The sequence below is a fragment of the Flavisolibacter ginsengisoli DSM 18119 genome (genome assembly GCF_900129295.1).
Lineage (GTDB): Bacteria > Bacteroidota > Bacteroidia > Chitinophagales > Chitinophagaceae > Flavisolibacter > Flavisolibacter ginsengisoli.
The window spans coordinates 163,858-185,623 of sequence record NZ_FQUU01000003.1 but is presented as its reverse complement, the minus strand read 5'-3'; the positions used below and the strand labels follow the sequence as shown (position 1 = coordinate 185,623).

The following is a 21,766-nucleotide window of genomic DNA, read 5'->3' as shown; positions in this document are numbered from 1 at the left end:
GGCAACCAAATTTAAAAAATATGCATGGCTTATTTTTATATTTTCAGTTTTAAACTTACATGTAATTTATTAGTCACATTTCAAATAAGATTATGGCTTCCACCCAGCTAAAGAATCAACACCTGATGTGGCGTGCAGGTTTCGGACCCGCAGCCAACCAGGTAGAACAATTAAAATCTGTCACACCCACCCAGCTTTATAAAGCATTGCAACTGGCTTCTTCCAAAAAACCTGCCTATATAGATGTTGCCAATGATTACCTCAAAGGATTATTTATGGGCGCCGGAGAAATAGGCCGGCAGGAAAGAAAAAAGGACCTTGATACCACTGATCGAAAAAAGATCAGGGAGCAAAATCGTGATGACCTGAAAAGCCTAAACCTATACTGGTTGAACGAAATGGTACAATCAGAGGCGCAGTTAAGAGAAAAGATGGCCTTCTTCTGGCATGGCCATTTTGCTTCCCGCAATATCAATATCTTTTTCCAACAACAACTTCTTGATATTATCAGGCAAAATGCCCTGGGCAATTTCCGCACACTATTGCTCGAGGTTTCTAAGTCTGGTGCTATGCTCAACTTTTTAAATGCCCAGCAAAACAAAAAAGACCACCCTAATGAAAATTTTGCAAGGGAAGTAATGGAGCTTTTTACCATGGGCAGGGGGCACTATACCGAACAGGATGTAAAAGAAGCAGCAAGAGCATTTACTGGCTGGGGCGCTACAGCAAAGGGTGAATTTGTATTCAGAAAGTTTCAACATGACAGTGGATCAAAAAGCATATTTGGAAAGACTGGCAACTTTGAAGGAGAAGACGTGCTGGACCTGTTATTAGATCAAAAACAAACTGCCATTTTTATTACTGAAAAAATCTACCGGTTCTTTGTGAATGACATAATTGACAAAGAAAAAACCGAATGGCTGGCCAACAGGTTCTATACAAATGATTATGAAATAGGCAAACTGTTGCAAGACATATTTACCAGTGAATGGTTTTATGATGAGAAAAATATTGGAGCCAGGATCAAATCTCCAATTGAACTGCTGGCAGGCATTCAACGGATACTGCCAATGCAATTGGAAAATGAAGACTCCCTGCTGGTCCTTCAAAGACTTTTAGGTCAATTGCTTTTTTATCCGCCCAATGTGGCAGGGTGGCCAGGGGGTAAGACCTGGATAGATAGTTCAACTTTAATGCTAAGATTACGGATACCTCAATTAATTAATGACAGGGATGATCTGAATGTAACTCCTAAGATGGATGATGACCAGATGATGGGAAAGGAAGACCCTGTTCCAGGGAAGAACGTGCAAATGAAAATGAGCAAAGGCAATAAACCAATCTATGCAGCTATAGAATGGGAAGCCTACCTAAAAAACTTTGAATCCATACCACGTGAAAATTTAATGCAGAATATTGCAGCGACTCTATTGCAATCCAAAATGCAGGTACCTGCTGATTTAATTAAAATGTATACCGACACAACCAGCAGGGAGCATTTTATTAAGACTGCCACACTCCAGTTAATGAGTATTCCTGAATACCAGATGTGTTAGCTGTTAAAAATATTTATAAAAGCACTGTGCAAAAAGCTCAATAAAATGATTATCAAACGCAGAGAATTCTTACAAACAGGCTCACTCGCCACTGCATCTTTTTTCCTGCCCAAATTCTTAAAAGCATTTGAAGGACCCGGCATGGTACCTCCAGGCAATAAAGTGGTGGTAGTGCTTCAATTAAATGGTGGCAATGATGGGTTAAACACTGTAATACCTGTACGAAATGATATTTATTATAGAAGCCGTCCGCGATTGGGCATTGATAGAAACAATGCCCTGCCTTTAACAGATGAAATTGGTTTGCATCCTGCATTAAGTTGTTTCGCAAATGCATTTCATGATGGTTCATTAGGCATATTGAATAGTGTAGGCTACCCTAACCCTGACCGTTCCCATTTCCGTAGTATGGATATATGGCAAACAGGGAGCAATAGCAACGAATACCTTAATTCAGGATGGATAGGCAGGTACCTTGATGCACAATGCAGTGGTTGCGACCGCCCTACTCAAGCTTTGGAAGTGGATGATGTGCTTAGTCTTGCACTCAAGGGAGCTAAAATGAATGGCCTGGCTTTTAAGGACCCCAAACGTTTGTTTGGGACGGCAAATGAAAAGTTCTTCAAAGAAGTGGCTAAAACAAATAATGATCACCATGATGAAAAACCGGTGGATTATTTATATAAGACTATGGCTGAAACGGTATCCTCAGCTGATTATATATATAATCAATCAAAGCTTCATCCCTCCGCTGCCAGTTACCCCAATACAGAATTAGGTAAGAACCTTAAAACAATTGCATCTTTGATATTCTCTGATATCAATACCAGCATATATTATGTATCCCTGGGAAGCTTTGATACACATGTGAATCAACAAGCGCAGCAACAAAGATTATTTAAAGAAATGAACGATGCAGTAGAATCATTTATCACGGATCTTAAAGCTGCCAACCGGTTCAATGATGTATTATTTTTTACTTTTTCTGAATTTGGAAGAAGGGTTTCTCAAAACGCAAGTGGTGGAACGGATCACGGTACTGCCAACAATATGTTTTTATTAAGCGGAGGCTTAAAACAGGCAGGTATACTTAATGCAATTCCCGATCTTAATGATCTTGACCAGGGAGATCTTAAATACCAGGTAGACTTCAAAAATGTATATGCAACTGTGTTAAACAAATGGCTTGGGGCTGATGACCAGAAAATTCTTGGTAAGCGATTTGAACATCTTTCATTCATTTAATTGTATTCATAAAAAGAAGGCCTCACTGTACAGTGAGGCCTTCTTTTATGAATTGCAAAGATCACTTTGATCAAACATCAGTTTTTCTTCTCCCGATGGCAACGCGATACAATGTAAACGCCATAAAGCCAAAGAAAGCAACACCAAGCCATTTATAGCCCTGTTCACCTATTAAACCTGTCAACCCGTGTTCTGCATTAACTTTTTGCAACCCTGCATTGGAGCTTTCAAAGGCCGAAAGGAAGGCAACAATTACACCGGCAAGAGCGCCTCCTGCCACCAGTCCCGTCGCAAATAGATTTCCCCTGCCAAGGTCTTCTTCTTCAGGAGCAACCATGATGCCCTTTCTCTTTTCTCTCATTTCCACAATTCCCCTGATTGCACCACCAATGAATATAGGAAGCGTGGTAGACAAAGGAAGGTAAGTACCCACAGCAAAAGAAAGTGATTTTATACCGCACAATTCAAGTGTAACGGCAATGAACACCCCAACCAATACAAACTGCCAGTCAAGGTTAAATGAAAGAATGCCTTTGATCAATGTGGCCATAAGAGTTCCCTGCGGGGCAGGATATCGGTCGGTGCCAATGGCGTGCTTAATACCCTGGGCAGCCATTTCCACTGTGGGAGTATCAAGAATTTTCACTGTGGCTCCTATAGCTAATGATGATACTATGGCACCTATAAACAGAGCTATCTGCTGGTTTCTGGGGGTGGCTCCTACTATATAGCCTGTTTTCAGATCCTGCGAAGTAGCGCCTGCATTAGCGGCCGCTATACAGATCATTCCGCCAACTATCAGGGCCATGGGCTCGTAAAAGTAACCGGTCCATTTCACTGCAATAAATATCAGGCACGTACCCATCAATGTTGCAATTGTCATCCCAGAAATAGGATTGTTAGATGACCCGATCAATCCAACAATCCGGGAAGAAACTGTAACAAAAAAAGCCCCGAATATGATCACAAGAATTCCTAATAAAAGTTTACTGCCAATATTTTGTCCAGGTATCAATGTAGAGGGCATTAAGGCAACACAAAGAATAAGTATGATGCTTCCGATACCTACTACCTTAATAGAAAGGTCTCTTTCAGTGCGGGGCACATCTTGCTTTTCTGCACCTTCTATCCCTGTTTTCTTCAGTGAGCCAATACTTCCCTTAAATGAAGAAATGATGGTTGGAATTGTTTTTATCAAAGTGATAAATCCTCCTGCCGCCACGGCACCTGCACCTATCTGTCTTACATAAGCCCTGTAAATAGCATCCGACCAGTCAGCAAAATTATGCGTAACTGGATCCCAACCTCCTACTCCACCTGCCTTTGAAAGATCGGCGAGGTAACCAAGTTTATTTAATTGAGCGGCCACTACATCGGCAGGAACCAATGAAGATAGCAAGGGTATAAAAGCAAACCAGCTTAATACGCCTCCTGCCACCAATACCCCGGCGATTCGGGGACCAATAATATATCCCACACCAAGGTACTCGGGCGTAATCTCTCCACTCAACCTTGCAGAAGGAAAGAACTTTTGAGCCTGCGTGGTTGCAAACCTTGGAACTTCAGCAATCACATGAAATATTTTCTGGAGAGCAGCATAAGCGGCAGCGAACCCTAACCCCATGAAGGCGGTTTTAGCAAAATCTCCACCCTTTTCTCCTGCCTTCAAAACAGAAGCGCAGGCGGTACCTTCCGGATAAGGAAGCACGCCATGTTCCTCAACGATCAATGACCTCCTTAATGGAATCATCATTAGTGTACCAAGCATACCACCAAAAATGGCCAGGATAAGAATAGTGAAATAATTGAAATAGTTGGCACTTGAAGATTCACTGAGGAATAAAAATCCGGGCAGGGTAAACACCACACCGGCGGCAATGCTTTCCCCTGCAGAACCAGTGGTCTGGATAATGTTGTTCTCAAGTATAGTGGTCTTTAAAAACTTCCGCCCCAGCGTGATCGCAATAACCGCTATTGGTATGGATGCTGAAACAGTAAGACCTGCTTTCAATGCAAGGTAAACAGTGGCTGCCCCGAAGATGATACCAAATGCAGCGCCCGTTAGTATTGATTTGACAGTAAATTCAGCCATTCTTGCCTCTGGTGGAACAAATGGTCTAAACTTCTTTTGCGATTCAGCCATAGCAATTGTTTTGGTTTATTGATAAATGTAGGCATAAAACAAAAAAGGTGATACCGTGAGGCATCACCTTTATACAAATAGTTTAGAAAATTATATTTCAGTATGCATCATTTTTTTCAACTGCTTTGAAATTACAAACAATATAATTGAAGCAATACCCGCCATGAACACAAATAGCATAAAGAAATCGTACATGTTGTTCATGTGATAACCAAGAAATGAAGTAGTCTTCCCTCCGGAAGGATACAATGCGCTTAAAACACCAGCAAGTTTATTAGCGGCAGCATTGGCCAGGAACCAGACAGCCATCAATAATGAAGCAAATTTTAAAGGTGCCAGTTTGTTTACCAGTGAAAGTCCGATTGGCGATAAGCTTAATTCACCCCAGGTATGTAAAGCATACATACCCGTTAGCCATATCATGCTTACCTTAACTCCTGGAGCTACATCTTTTACACCAAAAGCTATCCATAGGTATCCAAGTGCCAATAAAAACAGGCCCAGTGCCATTTTAGTAGGCGCAGATGGTTCCCTTTTGCCCATCTTTAACCATAGCCATGCAAATACTGGAGCAAATATGATCACGAAGATGGAATTGAGTGATTGGAATAAGCTGGCAGGAACAACTGCCCATCCCAGGTCTCTTTGTGTTTGCCTGTCAGCAAAGAAAGTAAGCGAAGCCCCTGCCTGTTCAAAGGCTGACCAGAAAAATATTACGAAGAAAGCCACGATAAAGATGACCCCTATCCGCTGCTTTTCCTGCTTGTTTAAACTTTTGTCTGAAAAAAGTACAAAAGCAATAAAAAGCACTGCCCCCAACAATAGGTAAGAAAGGAAACTGAAAATGTTTGAATCCACATACAACACACCAATGGCCACACCGGCAAATACCATAAGTCCAATGATCATGAAGAGTGGATTTAACCATTGCTTTGGAGTAGATGCAGGTGTATCACCCAGGGGTTCACCATTTGGAGAACGCACATATTTATCCTGATACAGCTTTTGAACCAATACGCTGATCAACATACCAATACCAGCTATCAGGAAGGCCCATTTGAAATCGGCCGGATTCCCTGTGTCACCAAATATTCCGCAAATGAATGGTCCCAGTGCACCACCTACATTAATACCCATATAGAATATAGTATAGGCAGCATCTATTCTTCTGTCACCTTTAGGATACAGTTGGCCAACAAGTGATGAAATGTTTGGTTTAAAAAATCCGTTACCTGCTATCATAAAGCCAAGACCGGAAAAGAATAATATGGTCGACAAAGAAGAAGAACTGGCATAGACGGAACCGCAAAAGAAGAGCAGGAATTCACCAATAGCCATCAAAAGACCTCCAACGATAATGGACCTTTTATTCCCCCAATACCGGTCTGCAATGTATCCACCTATCAAAGGAGTAAGATATACCAGCCCGGTATAACTGCCGTAAAGGTTGGAAGCAAATGCATCGCTGAATAACAACGCCTTGGTCATGAACAGGACCAGTATGGCACGCATGCCATAGTAGTTGAAACGTTCCCACATCTCGGTGGCAAATAACACATATAATCCCTTGGGATGCCCCTTTGCAGAAGTCGATGGATCAACCCTTATTTCATCAGATGCTTTGATCTCTGGCATAGATTAATTATTAATTATAAAACAAGCTGTTAGCTATTAAAAGGCTCAAAATAAACAAAATCTTGAACGCAAACATAATTGGTTTCTCGTTTAACAATTGTACCGATATTCGCAACTATCATGAATATCCTACTACTTGGCTCCGGTGGAAGAGAACATGCGCTGGCCTGGAAATTAAGGCAAAGCAGTTTATGCTCCGATTTATTCATTGCACCAGGCAATGCTGGAACTGCACAATGCGGGATTAATTTACCCTTTGCAGCTACTGACTTTGAAGCTGTTAAAAGCTGCTGCGTCGATCATTATATCGATATGGTGATCGTAGGCCCTGAAGAACCCCTCGTTAAAGGTATTGTTGATTACCTGGTAAAGGAATCAGGACTGAACCTCCTGATTATAGGACCTTCCAAAGAGGCAGCCCAACTGGAAGGGAGCAAGGCTTACGCCAAGGCATTTATGGAGCGCCATAACATTCCAACAGCTGCTTATAAAGAATTTACTTCAGAGAACTTCGAAGAAGGTATTGAATATTTAAAAGAACATCCGCTTCCTATAGTGCTTAAGGCTGATGGCCTGGCTGCAGGAAAAGGAGTGATCATATGCCAAAACCATGTGGAAGCAGTTTCCGAGTTTGAATTGATGATACAACGTTCCAAATTCGGAGAAGCAGGGAAGCGTGTGGTGGTTGAGGAATTTCTAAAAGGGATAGAATTGTCTGTTTTTGTATTAACAGATGGGAAGGAATATATTTTATTGCCGGAGGCTAAGGACTATAAACGTATAGGCGAAGGGGATACCGGTTTGAACACCGGGGGAATGGGAGCTATAAGCCCCGTCCCTTTTGCAGATGAACCATTTATGCGAAAAGTGATCGAAAGAGTGGTTCAACCAACAATAATGGGCCTTAATAAAGATGACTTAGACTACAAGGGTTTTGTTTTTATAGGTTTAATGAAGGTTGGCGACGACCCTTTTGTTATAGAATATAATTGCCGCATGGGCGATCCTGAAACTGAAGTGGTCATTCCAAGGATCAAAAATGATCTTGTAGAATTATTTACTGCAACTGCACATGGTCAATTGCAGAATATTATCCTGGGGCAAGACGAAAGATTTGCCACCACTATTGTTGCAGTAAGCGGTGGCTACCCTGAAGATTACCAGAAAGGATTTATTATAGAAGGATTGAATACAATTATAAGCGATACTATTTTATTTCATTCCGGCACCAAAGAAGTGGATGGAACAATTGTTACCAATGGTGGCAGGGTTCTGTGTGCAACTGCCCTTGCATCAGAATTAGAAGAAGCCATCAATAAATCAAGGGAATTGATAGAAGCTATAGAATATACAGATAAATATTACAGGAGAGATATAGGCTTTGAATTTCTTGATACAACAACTGAATCTTACCAGGACGAATAGGGCTTTCATTCGCTGCATCTTGTTCATACTTAATACCTAACGTGCACAAACCCGCTATATGACAGAAGTACATTACCACGATTACCTGCAACTGGATAAAATTCTGAATGCACAGGAACCGGAAAGTGCGCGCCATAATGTATCTGCACATGATGAAATGCTTTTCATCATCATTCACCAGGCTTATGAACTTTGGTTCAAACAATTGCACCATGAAGCTGATTCTATTGTCGGTATAATGCGTAAGCCTTCATTGAATGACAACTCACCAGAACTGCAAACCGTTGTACACCGCCTCAATAGAATGGTCGTGATACTTCGGGTACTGATTCACCAAATAGATATCCTTGAAACCATGACACCCATGGACTTTCTTGATTTCCGGGATATGCTGCGACCTGCCTCGGGCTTTCAAAGCTGGCAGTTCAAACTCTTTGAAGCCAAACTGGGGTTGAAATTTGAATACAGGCATGGCAAGGAGTATTATACTGCGCAGTTGCGGCAAGAACATGTAGACCTGATAAAAAATGCTGAAACGCAACAATCCTTTCTTCAATTAGTGAATGATTGGTTAGAGCGTATGCCTTTCTTTGATAACAGTACGTTATGGAATGAATATGGAACTGTGGGCAACGAACATCCTTTCTGGGAAAAATACAAAGAAAGTTACAAGGATAGCCTGGCTGAAGCCGAGAAGAATAACCTCCAGGTATTCGATGAGGTCTTCTTTCAGCAAAGAGAATCTCATTATACATTATCTGCCAAGGCCAACAGGGCTGCTTTATTTATCATGCTCTATCGTGGCTACCCCTTATTACAATTACCCTTCCAATTGCTCAACAACCTGCTTGAAATAGACGAACAGCTTAGCACCTGGCGCCACCGGCATATGAATATGGTGCACCGTATGATAGGAACCCGCATTGGCACAGGAGGAAGTTCTGGTAAAGATTACCTGAAGGCAGCAGCAGATAAGCATTACATCTTTAAAGAGATCGCACAATTGAACTCTTTCCTTATTGAAAGAAGAAGGTTGCCCCAACTGCCAAAAGCAATAGAAAGAAAGCTTGGCTTTGCAGTCGGCGAATGAGGAAATGAAGCAATCAGCCTTTTGTTCTCAGCAATTATTTTAGATGGTCCCGGGGCGTGTGTACACAGGTGCTTTAATATCATGGTAAAATAGAAAGGTCCATCCTTCCTTATTACCCTGATCCCACCATTCCCTCCTGAGATTCATGGCTTCCTCGGGATGATAATCATATTTTGTTTTGTATCGCACTTTCATTTGTTGCAACTGGGGTGCATCATCTCCTCCAAAGAAAATGGTTTCTTTATCATTGCGGATCCAGAATACCTGGTGAAATGGCGAGTGGGCTCCCGTGTGCCGGTAACTGATATAATTATCTATCATGCCTTCATCATTATCCAGGAACTTTACTTGTTTTGAATTACCCAACACTTCAATTTCTCCTGGAATAAATGAGGGAGCACCTTTCTCCATTGCAAATTCCCATTCTCTTCTTTGAACGTAGTAAGTAGCATTAGGCAGGCTGAGTCTCGCATGATCGTTTTCCATACTGATTCCCCCCGCGTGATCCTTATGCAAATGTGACATTAATACTTTAGTCACCTGCTCAGGCCTGATCCCTTCCTTTTCCAGATTGGCATGAAGCTGCATTTTTCCATGAGTAGTGTCATTGAAGCCAAGCCCGGTGTCCAGTAACAAGATATCTTTTGGTGTGACCACCAGGAATGGTTGTATCTCTACCAGCAAACTACCTATAGGCCGTTCATTTAAAACATGCTCACCTTCTTCGAAAGGAACAAAAAGCTTTGTTTTATCTATAGTAAATGAGCCTTCAGATAATGGAATAATTTTCATCAGCATAATTTCTTTAAAACAATAATCATCTCAACACCATTTGCCTGTCGGCATCAAGCCTGATAAGGATAAATAAAAGAATAGTAAAGGTCAACAAAGCAGTACCCCCATAGCTGATAAATGGAAGTGGGATTCCAATTACCGGGGCTAGTCCAATGGTCATGCAAATATTGATGGTTACATGAAAGAAAAGAACAGCGGCAACACCATAAGCATAGCAACGGCTAAACACACTTCGTTGTCTTTCTGCCACTGCTACAATCCTGAAAAGAAGCAACATATATATGCCTAACAATACAGTAGTTCCAATGAAGCCAAAGCCTTCACCAATGGTACAAAATATAAAGTCAGTTCGCTGTTCAGGCACAAAATCATAACGCGTCTGAGTGCCTTTCAGCAAACCTTTCCCCGTAAACCCACCTGAACCTATAGCAATCTTTGATTGCTTCACATTATAGTCAACATCTTTCTTGCCTGGTTTTTGTAATTCCTGCTTACTTCCTGTCTTCTGGTACTCCTCAGGAATATCGCGGCCGATAGTGCTGAATATACGTTCTACCTGGTAGGGCTGCATGACATGTTTAAAAACAAAGGGTACTCCAAACCTCTGTATGCCCACGCAGATAATCCATATGAAGACAACCTTGGTCAGTATGCCTCTTTTTCTACGCGATTGCCGGTAAATAATATAACCCACCAACGCAGCTACCACCGTCAAGGCTACTGCCAGTACGTTCTTATCAACCAGGAGGGTTGCTACTACCAGGGCAGCCAAAGAAAACCCAACCACAAGTACAGTTGCAGGAAGCCCTTCACGATACATGACTATAAAGAAAGAAAAATATACAAGGGCCAATCCCGTTTCACTTTGTAAAATGGTAAGCATGGATGGCAGCAAAACAATACCTGCAGCAATAAGCTGAGACCTTGTTTTACTAAAGTCAAGATTAGGCAGGGAAAGGTATTTTGCCAGTGCCAGGCATACACATACTTTACAGAATTCAGCCGGCTGAAACTGGAAGCCACCAAAACGGATTATTGATTCAGTTCCTTTAACACGTGAGTGAAAAGGAAATACAAGCAACAGCATTACTATCCCCAGCGCATACCATATATTGGCTGTCGCAGTAAAGAATTTACTATCTGTGAGTAATATAAAAATGCCAAGCACAAACGCAATGAAGAAATAATACATCTGCTTGCTGTAATCTGTTTTAAAAGAAAAGAAGCTCGCAAGCACCGCATCTCCTTCCTTGTAAGTAACGGCAAAAATGGCCATGATGCCCACCATGACCAGCAATAGATACAACCAAATAAGGCTTACATCTATACCCTTCGATATACCCGTATCATTACGATTCATTATACAGTTGCATTTTTCTTTCTGATTAAAAAGCCTTTTTCAGGTTCAAAAAGTTCAGGTTTACGATATACGACACGGGTCTTTGGCGTATCCTGTTCTTTTTTTACTGGTGGAGGGGTATATCCTTTGTGCAAATACTTTTTTATATAATTGCTATCCTTGGTGAGGTTGAAATAAAAATAAGCCCTTGCAGAATCTTCTTTATACTGTAACCGGGGAAGGTAACCAGGCATAAGGTTGGTACTTGCAATTCGGTCAACTTCTTTGGCCCTGTCGGCACGAAGAGAATCCGTCAAATATTTTTCAATCATCAAATAAGCCATCGGGCCAGCCCAGGTAGATCCAAAACCCCCGTTTTCAACAATTACAGCAATGGCGATCTTTGGATCTTCACGAGGTGCGAAGCAAGCAAATAAAGAGTGGTCTTTTAGCTGTAATGCCCTTCCGTCCAATACGATCTTATTTTCTGCAGTACCAGTTTTAGCACAAATATTGATCCCGGGTATCTTTGGTATGCCAGCTGCAGTACCCACTATTGTTACATCCTCCATGCCATCAATAACATCTTCATAATCGCTGTTGGAAATGTGTACAGGTATCTGGTGCCTTGTCCTGAACCGGTTTAGTACACTGTCTTCCTTTGTTTCATTTTCAATTTCCTTTACAAAATGGGGGGTATAGAAATAACCTTTATTGGCGATGATGCACATGGCATTTGCAATCTGAACAGGCGTAGCCAGCATCATATCCTGTCCTATGCCCAAAGTGACATTGGTACATGAATTCCAGGCGCCCCTGTAAACCTTGTTATACCTGGTAGTATCGGGGATATTTCCCCTGTCCTCGCTGGGCAGATCCACACCCAGTGGGTTGCCATATCCAAATGCATTCATGTATTCCTTCCATTTGGCATATCCCTTTTTGACATTGCCAATCTTTGGGTTATCTACCGTCAACCGGTAGGTCATAGAAAAGAATGAGTTGCAGGAATGGGCAATGGACTGTCGCAGGTTGCCCGAATGGCCGGCCCATTTCTCTGTGCACCTGACAGGTCGTGCACAACCATAATAAGCCCCCGTGCAGCCTATCCCGGAGTTCTGGTTAATAACACCTTCATCCAAACCAATGAGCGCACCAATTGGCTTATATGTTGACCCTGGAGGGTATTGTCCTTTAATGGCCCTGTTCAATAAGGGACGGGAAACATCCAGTACAAACTTACCGTAGGTCTTTTTAAAATCGGCCCCGGTAAGATCATTTGGATTGAATGTAGGTCCGGAAGCCATTGCAATAATGCCACCTGTTTTTGGCTCAATGGCAATGATGGCGCCTATTTTATTGGTCAGTAATTTCTCAGCCAGTTGCTGTATTTCAATATCAACATAGGTATTTAACCCTCTTCCTGAAATGGCCTTTTGGTCAAGCGATCCATTGTCATACGAACCAACCAACCGGTTACGATGGTCTTTGATCAAATATTGCAGACCCCTCTGCCCCATCAGCACCTTTTCATAATATGCTTCCAGCCCTGTTCGTCCTACATAATCGCCTGGCAGGTAAAAACCCTCCGACCGGGCAATGATACCAGAATCTACCTCACCTGTATAGCCCATAAAGTGTGCCCCGGCATTGAACGGGAAGGTTCGTACGAGCCTGTCCTGCAGGAAGAATCCTTTATCTTCAAAACGCCACATGTTTTCCTGTAGCCGGGCATATTTTTCCTGTGTTAACAGGCCTTCAAATGAAGAGGGACGATAACGTCCATTCTTTACAATAGCTTCAATGATCCTGCTCTTGAATTCTGCGGTATCGATTTCCAGCAATTGGCATAAGTAAGCAGTATCAACATTTTTCACCTCCGAAGGTGTTACCATCAGGTCATACATCAACACGTTGTTCACTATGGCCTTTTTCTTTCGGTCAAATACAATTCCGCGGGAGGGATAAACGGTCTTTTTAAAAATGGCATTATCCGCAGCAAGCTTTTGATACTTGCCAGAAATTATTTGCAGATTCAATAACTGGCCCAGCATCACCAGGAAGGCAATAATAAATATTAGGCGGATGATATAACTCCTAGATTGGTTAAACACAGGCATTGATTATACCGAAGTCAAAAAATAGTTTCGTAAGACTGCTATGCAAATTTGGTAAAGGTTTGCCGATATCCAAAAACAAGTGTACAAGAACTTCTCTTATTTTTTTGCAAAAACAAAAATAGTAGTGCTGCAAAATAGCGCTTAACAACCGAAGAGGGCTTAATGAACATTAGGAAGTACCCCAGTATGCCTTATATCCAATATTGATCCTGGCCGTTTTTACCGTATTATGTCCAAAAAGACGGATATAGCAAACAATCCAGTTTTGGGTATAAAATAAGCGGAACCATCATGAAATACCAGCTGTTTGCAATTGGCAGGTTGATCCACTGCATTGAAACAAGCATCTTTTCCCAAAAGCTCAGGCAGTATTGGTCCTGTATTTAATACGTCGGGGAAATAATAATTCTGTAGTAAAGATCAATAGCAAACTAATGGCAGTTGTAGTAAGGATCTTTAATAAGAAATCAAGAAAGTTACCAAAATGAAGAAACTCCAGTAAAAGCAGGTATGAATTATGGCATAAGGCCATTACCAATATATATACGCCATAAGGTGCCCAGCCCATGGCCCTGGGTGTGGGTTCCCGGTAATTAAATTCGGCTGTGTCCTTTGGTATCAATAAATTAATGATAAAGGGCCTGATATAAGCTATCAGTACACAGGCGGCGGCATGCAAACCAGGAGTATTGGTAAAATAATCCAATACCAGGCCTGCAACAAACCCGGTAAGCAACAATCCGGGTCTTGAAATACTAAAGGGGAGCCATATAATGAAAAGAAAATATAGGTAGGGCACAATAAACCTGTGCAGGTGCGGTATTTTGTTTAAAACATATACCTGCACCAGTACAAAAACGATCAGCCTGAAAATATTTTTTACCAGATCACTCACTTAGTAGTTCTTTTTTGCTGTTCTATCTTTTTTTCCGTGTCCTTTTCCAGTTGCACCTGTTCTTCTCTCTGTAAATTATCTACTACAAAAACCTGCTGAACATTATTAAAATTCACAGCCGGCCGCACCTTTAAAAGGTAAAAACCGGTAGCGGGGTCATTGCCTATTCCGCTAATAGTGCCTATTAATTTATCAGGAGGGAAATTATAGGAGTATTTACTGGTAACCACTGTATCACCTATTTTCACAGGCACATTTTTCGGGATGCCCTCCAGGTAAACTGCCTTAGGATCTTTTCCATCCCACTTTATCCTGCCCGACTCGCCTGCATTTTTTAGTGATGCACTTACAGAACTTTGTACATGCAAAAGGCTCATAACCTGGCTGAAATTAGGGCTCTCATTCACTATCACACCTACCACAGCCCCATCTGAACTCAAAACAGCCATATTATCCTTGATCCCATACTTCGATCCACGGTCTAACTGGAGGTAATTGCGTTCGAAATTGATGGTATTGTATACCACTTTTGCATCCAGCCAATAATACCTTCTAACTTTTTTAACAGAGTCGACAAGGATAGTATCAGCAACGGCTTTTTGACCAGTGTCAGGGATGGAAAAGTTACTTTTTAATAGATTGAGAAGAGAATCATTCATCCGGTGCACCCGCTTGTTTTCTTCACCCTGGTGAAAATAATCATCCAGCCTGTCTACCTGGGTGTTTATTACACCTGTGAACTGGTTTGCCATGCCTAATCCTACTGTTCGATGGAACCGGTTATAATTAAATAACATCCAAAGCGAAAAAATTTGCAACACCAGGAAGGCAAGAAATGTAAAATACCTCCGGATAAATAGAAAAATATTGCGCACTGGCTATAGAATTCAGGATTTTAAGACATTAGCCGGCCCACAGGGCCCGGTTAGATTAACGTCTTGGTGCTTCTTAAATTATCTCATGACAAAGGGATACCTATCGTAGTTCTTTAAAGCTAACCCTGTTCCCCTAACCACGCTTTTCAGTGGATCATCTGCTACATGCACAGGCAGTTTTATCTTCTGGCTCAGGCGTTTATCCAACCCTTTTAGCAGGGCGCCACCACCAGTGATATATAAGCCACGGCGATAAATATCAGCAGCCAATTCGGGAGGAGTTTGCTCAAGGGCTTTTAATACCGCTTCTTCTATTTTAAAGATGCTCTTATCCAGGGCCTCAGCTATCTCCTGATAGCTTACCATGATCTGTTTGGGGATACCTGTTACCAGGTCACGACCGTTTACCGGGATATCATCCGGTGGATTATCCAGGTCCTTCATGGCAGCACCTATCTGTATCTTGATCTGTTCTGCCGTTCTTTCCCCAATCAATAAGCTATGATACCTGCGGAGGGCTTCCATGATATCGGCAGTAAATTCATCACCGGCAATACGAATTGATTGATCACAAACAATACCTGCAAGCGCGATAACGGTAATACCGGTTGTTCCACCGCCAATGTCAATGATCATATTACCTACAGGTTCTTCCACATCAATGCCTATACCCAGTGCTGCTGCCATGGGTTCGTGTATCAGGTAAACCTCTTTGGCACCTGCCTGCTCGGCACTGTCTCTAACAGCACGCTTTTCCACTTCTGTAATGGAAGAAGGTATGCAGATCATCATGCGCCAGCTGGGGGGGAATAAAGGCTTCTTTGGATAAACCAGTTTGATCATTTCACGAAGCATCAGCTCGGCAGCGTTAAAATCAGCTATTACACCATCTTTTAACGGGCGGATGGTTTTGATGCTCTCGTGGGTTTTTTCATGCATCATTAAGGCACGTTTTCCAACGGCCAAAACTTCTTTCGGGTTATTTCGGTTCAACGCAACAATGGAAGGCTCATTTACCACCACTTCATCATTATGAATAATCAGGGTATTGGCTGTTCCTAGGTCTATTGCTATTTCTTGCGTGAACCAATTAAAAAGTCCCATGCTTCTGTATTGGATTTAATGTTTTGAAGGTTGTGTGCAAAGTTGTAAGAAATAAATTGAAATGTCAAAGTAAAAAGCAACGCTAACAGCACATTTTTGAAGAATATCAATTAATTATGAACAAATATGACGGCAACGTTTCTATATGGGATTAATTGCCCAATAAGTTGAATTTTTTAAAATATCCTTATACAAGTCTAAAACCTCCGGCCGATTTTGAGGTGGCTTCCATCATCCATTCCTTTAAAGAGCTACAATTTGCAAACCTGGTACTTAAAATCTCCCCATTTCCTTGCTATCTCCGGTATAGTTTCGGTATACCTGCGGTATAGATACTCCGTGCAATCACGGAGTATCTATACCGCAGATAGGGCGGAGCCCGCAAGAAGGTAGGGAGTAAATGGCAGGGAAACAGGTACAAAACCGAAGGAACGTTGATAGGTATACGATATTTAACTTATAAGTCAGCCTGCAAAACTGTGTATGCTGCTAATGCCCGGGACCTATATTCTGATGTCACCCACTATTTTTGAAGAATGAAAGTGATAAACAGGACCGTTTTGATCCTATCGCTGGTGAGCCTCTTTGCAGATATAGCCAGCGAAATGCTGTACCCGGTAATACCTGTTTATCTTAAAGAAATAGGCTTTTCAGTATTATTGATAGGCATCCTGGAAGGCGTAGCCAACTTTACCGCAGGCATCAGTAAAGGCTATTTTGGAAAATTAAGCGACCAGAAAGGATTGCGTGTACCGTTTATAAAGGGGGGATATTTTCTAAGTGCCATTTCAAAACCCATGATGGCTGCCTTTACATTTCCATTTTGGGTGTTCCTGGCAAGAACAGTGGACAGGTTGGGCAAAGGCTTAAGAACCGCAGCCAGGGATGCTTTATTATCACAAAACGCCACCCCGGAAACCAAGGCCCGTGTATTTGGATTCCATAGGGGTATGGATACTTTGGGTGCTGCTATTGGGCCCGTCATAGCCCTGGTGCTGCTTTTCTTTTACCCGCATAATTATACATTTATTTTCCTGGTGGCATTCTTACCCGGCCTGATATCTGTTTTGCTGGTATTCCTGGTAAAGGAAAGACCGGAACCCTCATCCACGATGGCCAAGGGAAATTTCTTTTCCTTTTTCAGGTATTGGACCATTGCTACCCCTGAATTTAAAAGACTGGTCATTGGTTTATTATTCCTGGCGCTATTCAATAGCTCTGATATCTTTTTGCTATTAAAAACCAGGGAAGTGACTGGTAGTGATCAACTTACCATCGGGGCCTATATTCTGTATAACCTGGTATATGCACTGGCCTCCTTTCCTATGGGTATATTGGCCGACAGAATTGGTACAAGGCAGGTACTTGTTTCCGGGCTTGCAATTTTTTCGTTGGTCTATTACCTGTTTGGAACCACTCATTCGGCCTGGGTGATTGGTGCAGCCTTTGTATTATATGGTGTTTATGCCGCAGCCACAGAGGGCATAGCCAAGGCCTGGATCACCAATACAGCCCATAATGCCAACACAGCAACCGCGGTAGGATTTTATACTTCCTGCGAAAGTATCTGCACACTATTGGCAAGTGTAATAGCCGGCGGGCTCTGGACGGGTTTTGGAAGCAAATCAACCTTTATGGTAACAGCCGGAGCAGCTATAGTATCCATGATATATTTATTGATAAATACGCAAAAAAGGGTTGAAAAATAACAAGCGGCATTTTATCTTTCAGCATGCCGCCAAAAATACCTGCCTGGAAAGAAGCGCCTTTTGTGCGCTTACTTATTCCATTAGCTGCAGGTATTATTATACAATGGTATTTACAGGTAAGACTTCTTTGGCTGGTTACAGGCTTGTCAGCTTGTGTTTTGCTGGTGTGTATTTTTTCAGTTTTAGCCTTAAAGGATAAATTCCGGCTTCATTACCTCAATGGCATCTCCATCAACCTGCTGCTCGCCTTTCTGGGGACCTTTCTGGTATTTATAAATGATATCAGGAATGAAAGCAACTGGATTGGTCATGCCAGGCATCCCGCTTGTTTGTTAATAACCCTGGAGGAACCCTTGCAGGAAAAACCCAATTCTTATAAAGCTATAGGTACTATACAGGGAATTAAGTACAATAAATGGGAGACAAGCAAGGGTAAAGTAATACTCTATTTCCAAAAAGCGCCGGGTATAGGTTCCCTAAGATTTGGATCGCAGATCCTGGTTAAAAACAGGTTGCAGGAAATAAAAAATACAGGTAACCCTGGGAGCTTTGATTATAAACAGTATTGTTTATTCCAGGGCATAACCCACCAGGCTTACCTGGCAGCAACTGATTTTGTATTGATAGATGAAAGCCCGTCAGCTTTTAAAACATTTATTTATAACAGCCGGGAATGGATCGTTGGTATCCTTAAGAAATTTATTACCGGCGAAAAAGAGCAAGGTCTCGCCTCTGCGCTCTTAATTGGGTATAAGAATGACCTTGATAAAGGCCTGGTACAATCCTATACCAATACAGGTGTTGTTCATATCATTGCCATTTCGGGACTTCACCTGGGACTGATCTACTGGCTATTATTATTGCTTACCAAACCCCTGGCAAAAACTAAAGCTTCTAAATGGCTGCGACTTATTATAATTCTTTCTTTCTTATGGTTATTTAGTATACTATCCGGGGCACAACCCTCTGTAATGCGATCAGTGGTGATGTTTTCATTCCTGGCAATTGGAGAAGTCAATTCGCGTCGCAGCAATGTATATAATAACCTTGCATTGTCGGCGTTTGTATTGCTTTGTTACAATCCATTCTGGTTGTGGGATGCCGGCTTCCAGCTTTCTTATGCCGCAGTACTTAGTATTATTGCTTTCTATAAACCCATTTATAACTGGTTTTTCTTTACCAATAAAGGCATTGATTTTTTCTGGAAACTGGTGGCAGTGACCCTTGCAGCCCAGTTGCTCACTTTACCAGTAAGTATATACCACTTTCACCAGCTTCCCCTACTGTTCCTATTTACAAATATTGTTGCAGTGCCACTATCGAGTGTAATATTATTAGGAGAGATATTTTTATGTGCTTTCTTTTTTCTTGAACCTGTTGCAACGGCAACAGGAAAGGTATTACACCTGCTCATTTATTGGATGAACAGTTATATTGAACAATGGAATAATATACCCTTTGCTTTATGGAATGGCTTGTCCATCACGCCTTTGCAGGCCACATTCTTAATGATATTTATAGCCGGTTTTTGTTACTGGCTTCAATTTAAAAAAAGGCAGATATTGTATGTAGCAATCTATAGTTTATTGGCATTCTCCGCATTGAGATCCTTTTCATTTTACCAGGCAAGTCATCAAAAAAGAATAATAGTTTACAATGTGCCGAAATTTCAGGCTATTGATATAGTAGAAGGATTACACTATAATTTTATAGGTGATTCAGCTTTGCTACATAATGACTTCAACAGGAATTTTCACCTGCAACCAGCCCGGATACAGCAACGGGTAGCACCAGATCAACAAATATCATTACAGGCCAGGAATATTGAAGTTCAGGGTAAACATATTCTGATAATTGATGGAGAAGCTGCAATGGTTCCACAACAGAAAACCATTGACCTGCTCATCCTTTCCAGAAACCCACGCTTTTATTTTTCACAATTAATAAACCGTGACCTTCCAAAACAGGTGGTAATAGATGGTTCCGTGCCTGGCTGGAAGGCAAGGTTATGGCAGCATGATTGTGATTCACTTCACATACCATGCTATAACGTGCAGAACAAAGGAGCATATATCCTGGAACTCTGAAAAAATACATTGAAATTGCCGGGTTGTATGACATCTGCAATCAAAATACACATATAGTTATCCACTATTGTACATTTCATGCTTTTGTGGTAAAAATGCAGTGAAGTACCTTTGCGACTTCTTATATTTCAAGAAACCTGAATTGCTCAATCAATTTCCATGAACAAGAAAATTTCTTCTGCACTGATCTCTGTTTTTTATAAAGATGGCCTCGAGTCCCTGGTGAAGGAACTTCATAATAACGGAGTAACCATTTATTCTACGGGTGGCACCCAAAATTATATACAGAACCTTGGCATTGGCGTAGTTCCTGTTGAAGAGCTGACAACTTATCCATCTATATTAGGAGGACGGGTAAAGACCTTGCATCCATCTGTATTTGGTGGCATACTGGGACGCCGCGATAATGAAAAAGACCTGGAAGAAATGAAAGAATTTAATATTCCGGTCATTGATTTGGTTATTGTAGACCTGTATCCATTCCAGGAAACAGTAGCTCAGACCACTGAAGAAAAACTGATCATAGAAAAGATTGACATTGGCGGACCCAGCATGATACGTGCCGCTGCAAAGAACTTTAGCGATGTAACCGTATTGGCATCAAAAGACGACTACCAGGAATTGATTGATATTCTGCAGCAACAAAATGGTGAAACAAGGCTTGATCAACGCCGGAATTTTGCAGCTAAAGCTTTCAGCATTGTTGCAGACTATGATATTGCCATCAATAATTATTTTCACCAGGATGCACCATTACATGTAATTGGGAGTGGTAAGCAAAGCCCATTAAGATATGGAGAAAATCCCCATCAACATGCTGTGTTCTTCGGTGACCTCTCCGCATGCTTTGATCAATTACATGGAAAAGAGATATCCTATAATAACCTGGTAGATATTGATGCGGCTATTGAACTGATAAAGGAATTTGCAGATACTACATTTGCTATCATCAAACATACTAATGTTTGCGGCATCGCCTCAAGAGATAGCGTATTCGATAGCTGGAAAGCTGCCCTGGCAGGTGATCCAGAAAGTGCTTTTGGTGGAGTTTTAGTTTGTAATAAAGAAATTGACGCGACTACAGCTGATGCCATCAGTGAAATATTTTTTGAAGTATTGATAGCTCCATCTTTTAGCGAAGCAGCTTTGGAAAAACTGAGATCTAAAAAGAACAGGATACTGTTGCAATTGAAGAACACCAATACAACAAGTAATATCTATAAGAATGCTGTAAATGGCACACTTCAACAACAGAAGGATAAAGGCAATTTTGAAAAATGGGATGAAGTGGGCAGCAGAACCTCTTCTGATGTAGAAAGGAAAGACCTGGAATTTGCTAACCTGGTATGTAAACATTTGAAATCGAATGCCATTGCCCTGGTTAAAAATCAGCAATTAGTAGGAAAAGGTTGCGGTCAGACAAGCAGAATAGACGCACTACGCCATGCTATAGAAAAAGCAAAACAGTTTCATTTTGATCTGAATGGTGCGGTAATGGCAAGTGATGCTTTTTTCCCTTTTAATGATTGTGTGCAATTAGGACATGAAGCTGGCATCACGGCTTTTATTCAACCCGGGGGATCCATTAGAGATAAGGATAGTATAGAATATTGTAAAGCCAATAACCTGGCAATGGTAATGACGGGTATGAGGCATTTCAGGCATTGATCTGTCTCCTTTAATTACAATAATAAAAAAACAGCCAAATTGAAGTTTCAATATTTGCTTCCCGATGGCCATACCATTAA

At 41.5% G+C, this 21,766-nt stretch carries 15 protein-coding genes; 7 read left to right on the top strand and 8 right to left on the bottom strand.

The genetic code is table 11. From position 1 onward, the window contains the following. Positions 1–92: 92 nt before the first annotated feature. Positions 93–1,556, top strand: coding sequence for a DUF1800 domain-containing protein (locus tag BUA53_RS04685; RefSeq protein ID WP_072834092.1), 1,464 nt, complete (start codon positions 93–95; stop codon positions 1,554–1,556). Between the two features lie 45 nt (positions 1,557–1,601). After that, positions 1,602–2,801: a DUF1501 domain-containing protein gene (locus BUA53_RS04680; RefSeq protein WP_072834091.1), complete on the top strand. Its 1,200-nt coding sequence runs from the start codon at positions 1,602–1,604 to the stop codon at positions 2,799–2,801. Between the two features lie 70 nt (positions 2,802–2,871). Here BUA53_RS04680 and BUA53_RS04675 read toward each other — a convergent pair whose 3' ends face one another. Next, positions 2,872–4,944, bottom strand: a complete 2,073-nt coding sequence (locus tag BUA53_RS04675) for an OPT family oligopeptide transporter (RefSeq protein ID WP_072834090.1) — start codon at positions 4,942–4,944, stop codon at positions 2,872–2,874. 90 nt (positions 4,945–5,034) lie between these two features. Then, positions 5,035–6,579 (bottom strand): peptide MFS transporter, encoded by a 1,545-nt coding sequence (locus tag BUA53_RS04670; protein ID WP_072834089.1) that lies wholly within the window; start codon positions 6,577–6,579, stop codon positions 5,035–5,037. Between the two features lie 120 nt (positions 6,580–6,699). Between BUA53_RS04670 and purD the strand changes: the two genes are divergently transcribed. Next, entirely contained in the window at positions 6,700–8,004 is a 1,305-nt protein-coding gene (gene purD, locus BUA53_RS04665) for a phosphoribosylamine--glycine ligase (protein WP_072834088.1), read from the top strand. A 58-nt stretch (positions 8,005–8,062) separates the two neighbouring features. Further along, complete coding sequence (locus BUA53_RS04660; RefSeq protein WP_072834087.1) at positions 8,063–9,094, top strand: tryptophan 2,3-dioxygenase; 1,032 nt, start codon at positions 8,063–8,065, stop codon at positions 9,092–9,094. 39 nt (positions 9,095–9,133) lie between these two features. On the opposite strand, the gene BUA53_RS04655 is transcribed toward BUA53_RS04660, so the two are convergent. From BUA53_RS04655 to BUA53_RS04630, 6 genes are all read right to left on the bottom strand, one after another. Then, entirely contained in the window at positions 9,134–9,886 is a 753-nt protein-coding gene (locus tag BUA53_RS04655; protein WP_072834301.1) for an MBL fold metallo-hydrolase, read from the bottom strand. 25 nt (positions 9,887–9,911) lie between these two features. After that, positions 9,912–11,249 (bottom strand): rod shape-determining protein RodA, encoded by a 1,338-nt coding sequence (gene rodA, locus BUA53_RS04650; protein WP_072834086.1) that lies wholly within the window; start codon positions 11,247–11,249, stop codon positions 9,912–9,914. Further along, on the bottom strand, positions 11,249–13,348 hold the full coding sequence (mrdA, locus tag BUA53_RS04645; protein WP_072834085.1) for a penicillin-binding protein 2: 2,100 nt from the start codon (positions 13,346–13,348) through the stop codon (positions 11,249–11,251). Before mrdA ends, rodA begins: the two co-directional genes overlap by 1 nt. A gap of 361 nt (positions 13,349–13,709) precedes the next feature. Further along, positions 13,710–14,243 (bottom strand): rod shape-determining protein MreD, encoded by a 534-nt coding sequence (mreD, locus tag BUA53_RS04640; protein ID WP_072834084.1) that lies wholly within the window; start codon positions 14,241–14,243, stop codon positions 13,710–13,712. Next, positions 14,240–14,995: a rod shape-determining protein MreC gene (gene mreC / locus BUA53_RS04635; RefSeq protein ID WP_217652929.1), complete on the bottom strand. Its 756-nt coding sequence runs from the start codon at positions 14,993–14,995 to the stop codon at positions 14,240–14,242. The genes mreD and mreC overlap by 4 nt, the downstream gene beginning before the upstream one ends. A 201-nt stretch (positions 14,996–15,196) precedes the next feature. Continuing rightward, the gene (locus BUA53_RS04630; protein ID WP_072834082.1) at positions 15,197–16,222 is read right to left on the bottom strand and encodes a rod shape-determining protein; all 1,026 of its coding nucleotides are present in this window, start codon (positions 16,220–16,222) and stop codon (positions 15,197–15,199) included. 536 nt (positions 16,223–16,758) lie between these two features. On the opposite strand from BUA53_RS04630, the gene BUA53_RS04625 reads away from it, so the two are divergent. The 3 genes from BUA53_RS04625 (at position 16,759) to purH (ending at position 21,686) form a co-directional block, all read left to right on the top strand. Beyond that, a complete protein-coding gene (locus BUA53_RS04625; RefSeq protein ID WP_072834081.1) occupies positions 16,759–17,931 on the top strand; it encodes an MFS transporter in 1,173 nt (390 codons plus the stop codon). Between the two features lie 23 nt (positions 17,932–17,954). Continuing rightward, entirely contained in the window at positions 17,955–20,018 is a 2,064-nt protein-coding gene (locus tag BUA53_RS04620; protein WP_072834080.1) for a ComEC/Rec2 family competence protein, read from the top strand. A gap of 159 nt (positions 20,019–20,177) precedes the next feature. After that, positions 20,178–21,686 carry a bifunctional phosphoribosylaminoimidazolecarboxamide formyltransferase/IMP cyclohydrolase gene (purH, locus tag BUA53_RS04615; RefSeq protein WP_175546016.1) on the top strand — a complete coding sequence of 503 codons (1,509 nt, stop codon included), beginning with the start codon at positions 20,178–20,180 and terminating at the stop codon, positions 21,684–21,686. The last annotated feature ends 80 nt before the right edge of the window (positions 21,687–21,766 follow it).

Excerpts from the sequence above, each read along its gene's own strand:
- BUA53_RS04630 (WP_072834082.1), bottom strand. The coding sequence starts at position 16,222 with ATGGGACTTTTTAATTGGTTCACGCAAGAAATAGCAATAGACCTAGGA.
- BUA53_RS04675 (WP_072834090.1), bottom strand. The coding sequence starts at position 4,944 with ATGGCTGAATCGCAAAAGAAGTTTAGACCATTTGTTCCACCAGAGGCA.
- BUA53_RS04680 (WP_072834091.1), top strand. The coding sequence starts at position 1,602 with ATGATTATCAAACGCAGAGAATTCTTACAAACAGGCTCACTCGCCACT.
- rodA (WP_072834086.1), bottom strand. The coding sequence starts at position 11,249 with ATGAATCGTAATGATACGGGTATATCGAAGGGTATAGATGTAAGCCTT.
- mreC (WP_217652929.1), bottom strand. The coding sequence starts at position 14,995 with ATGGCAAACCAGTTCACAGGTGTAATAAACACCCAGGTAGACAGGCTG.
- purD (WP_072834088.1), top strand. The coding sequence starts at position 6,700 with ATGAATATCCTACTACTTGGCTCCGGTGGAAGAGAACATGCGCTGGCC.
- BUA53_RS04620 (WP_072834080.1), top strand. The coding sequence starts at position 17,955 with ATGCCGCCAAAAATACCTGCCTGGAAAGAAGCGCCTTTTGTGCGCTTA.
- BUA53_RS04685 (WP_072834092.1), top strand. The coding sequence starts at position 93 with ATGGCTTCCACCCAGCTAAAGAATCAACACCTGATGTGGCGTGCAGGT.
- BUA53_RS04660 (WP_072834087.1), top strand. The coding sequence starts at position 8,063 with ATGACAGAAGTACATTACCACGATTACCTGCAACTGGATAAAATTCTG.
- purH (WP_175546016.1), top strand. The coding sequence starts at position 20,178 with ATGAACAAGAAAATTTCTTCTGCACTGATCTCTGTTTTTTATAAAGAT.
- BUA53_RS04655 (WP_072834301.1), bottom strand. The coding sequence starts at position 9,886 with ATGAAAATTATTCCATTATCTGAAGGCTCATTTACTATAGATAAAACA.
- mrdA (WP_072834085.1), bottom strand. The coding sequence starts at position 13,348 with ATGCCTGTGTTTAACCAATCTAGGAGTTATATCATCCGCCTAATATTT.
- BUA53_RS04625 (WP_072834081.1), top strand. The coding sequence starts at position 16,759 with ATGAAAGTGATAAACAGGACCGTTTTGATCCTATCGCTGGTGAGCCTC.
- BUA53_RS04670 (WP_072834089.1), bottom strand. The coding sequence starts at position 6,579 with ATGCCAGAGATCAAAGCATCTGATGAAATAAGGGTTGATCCATCGACT.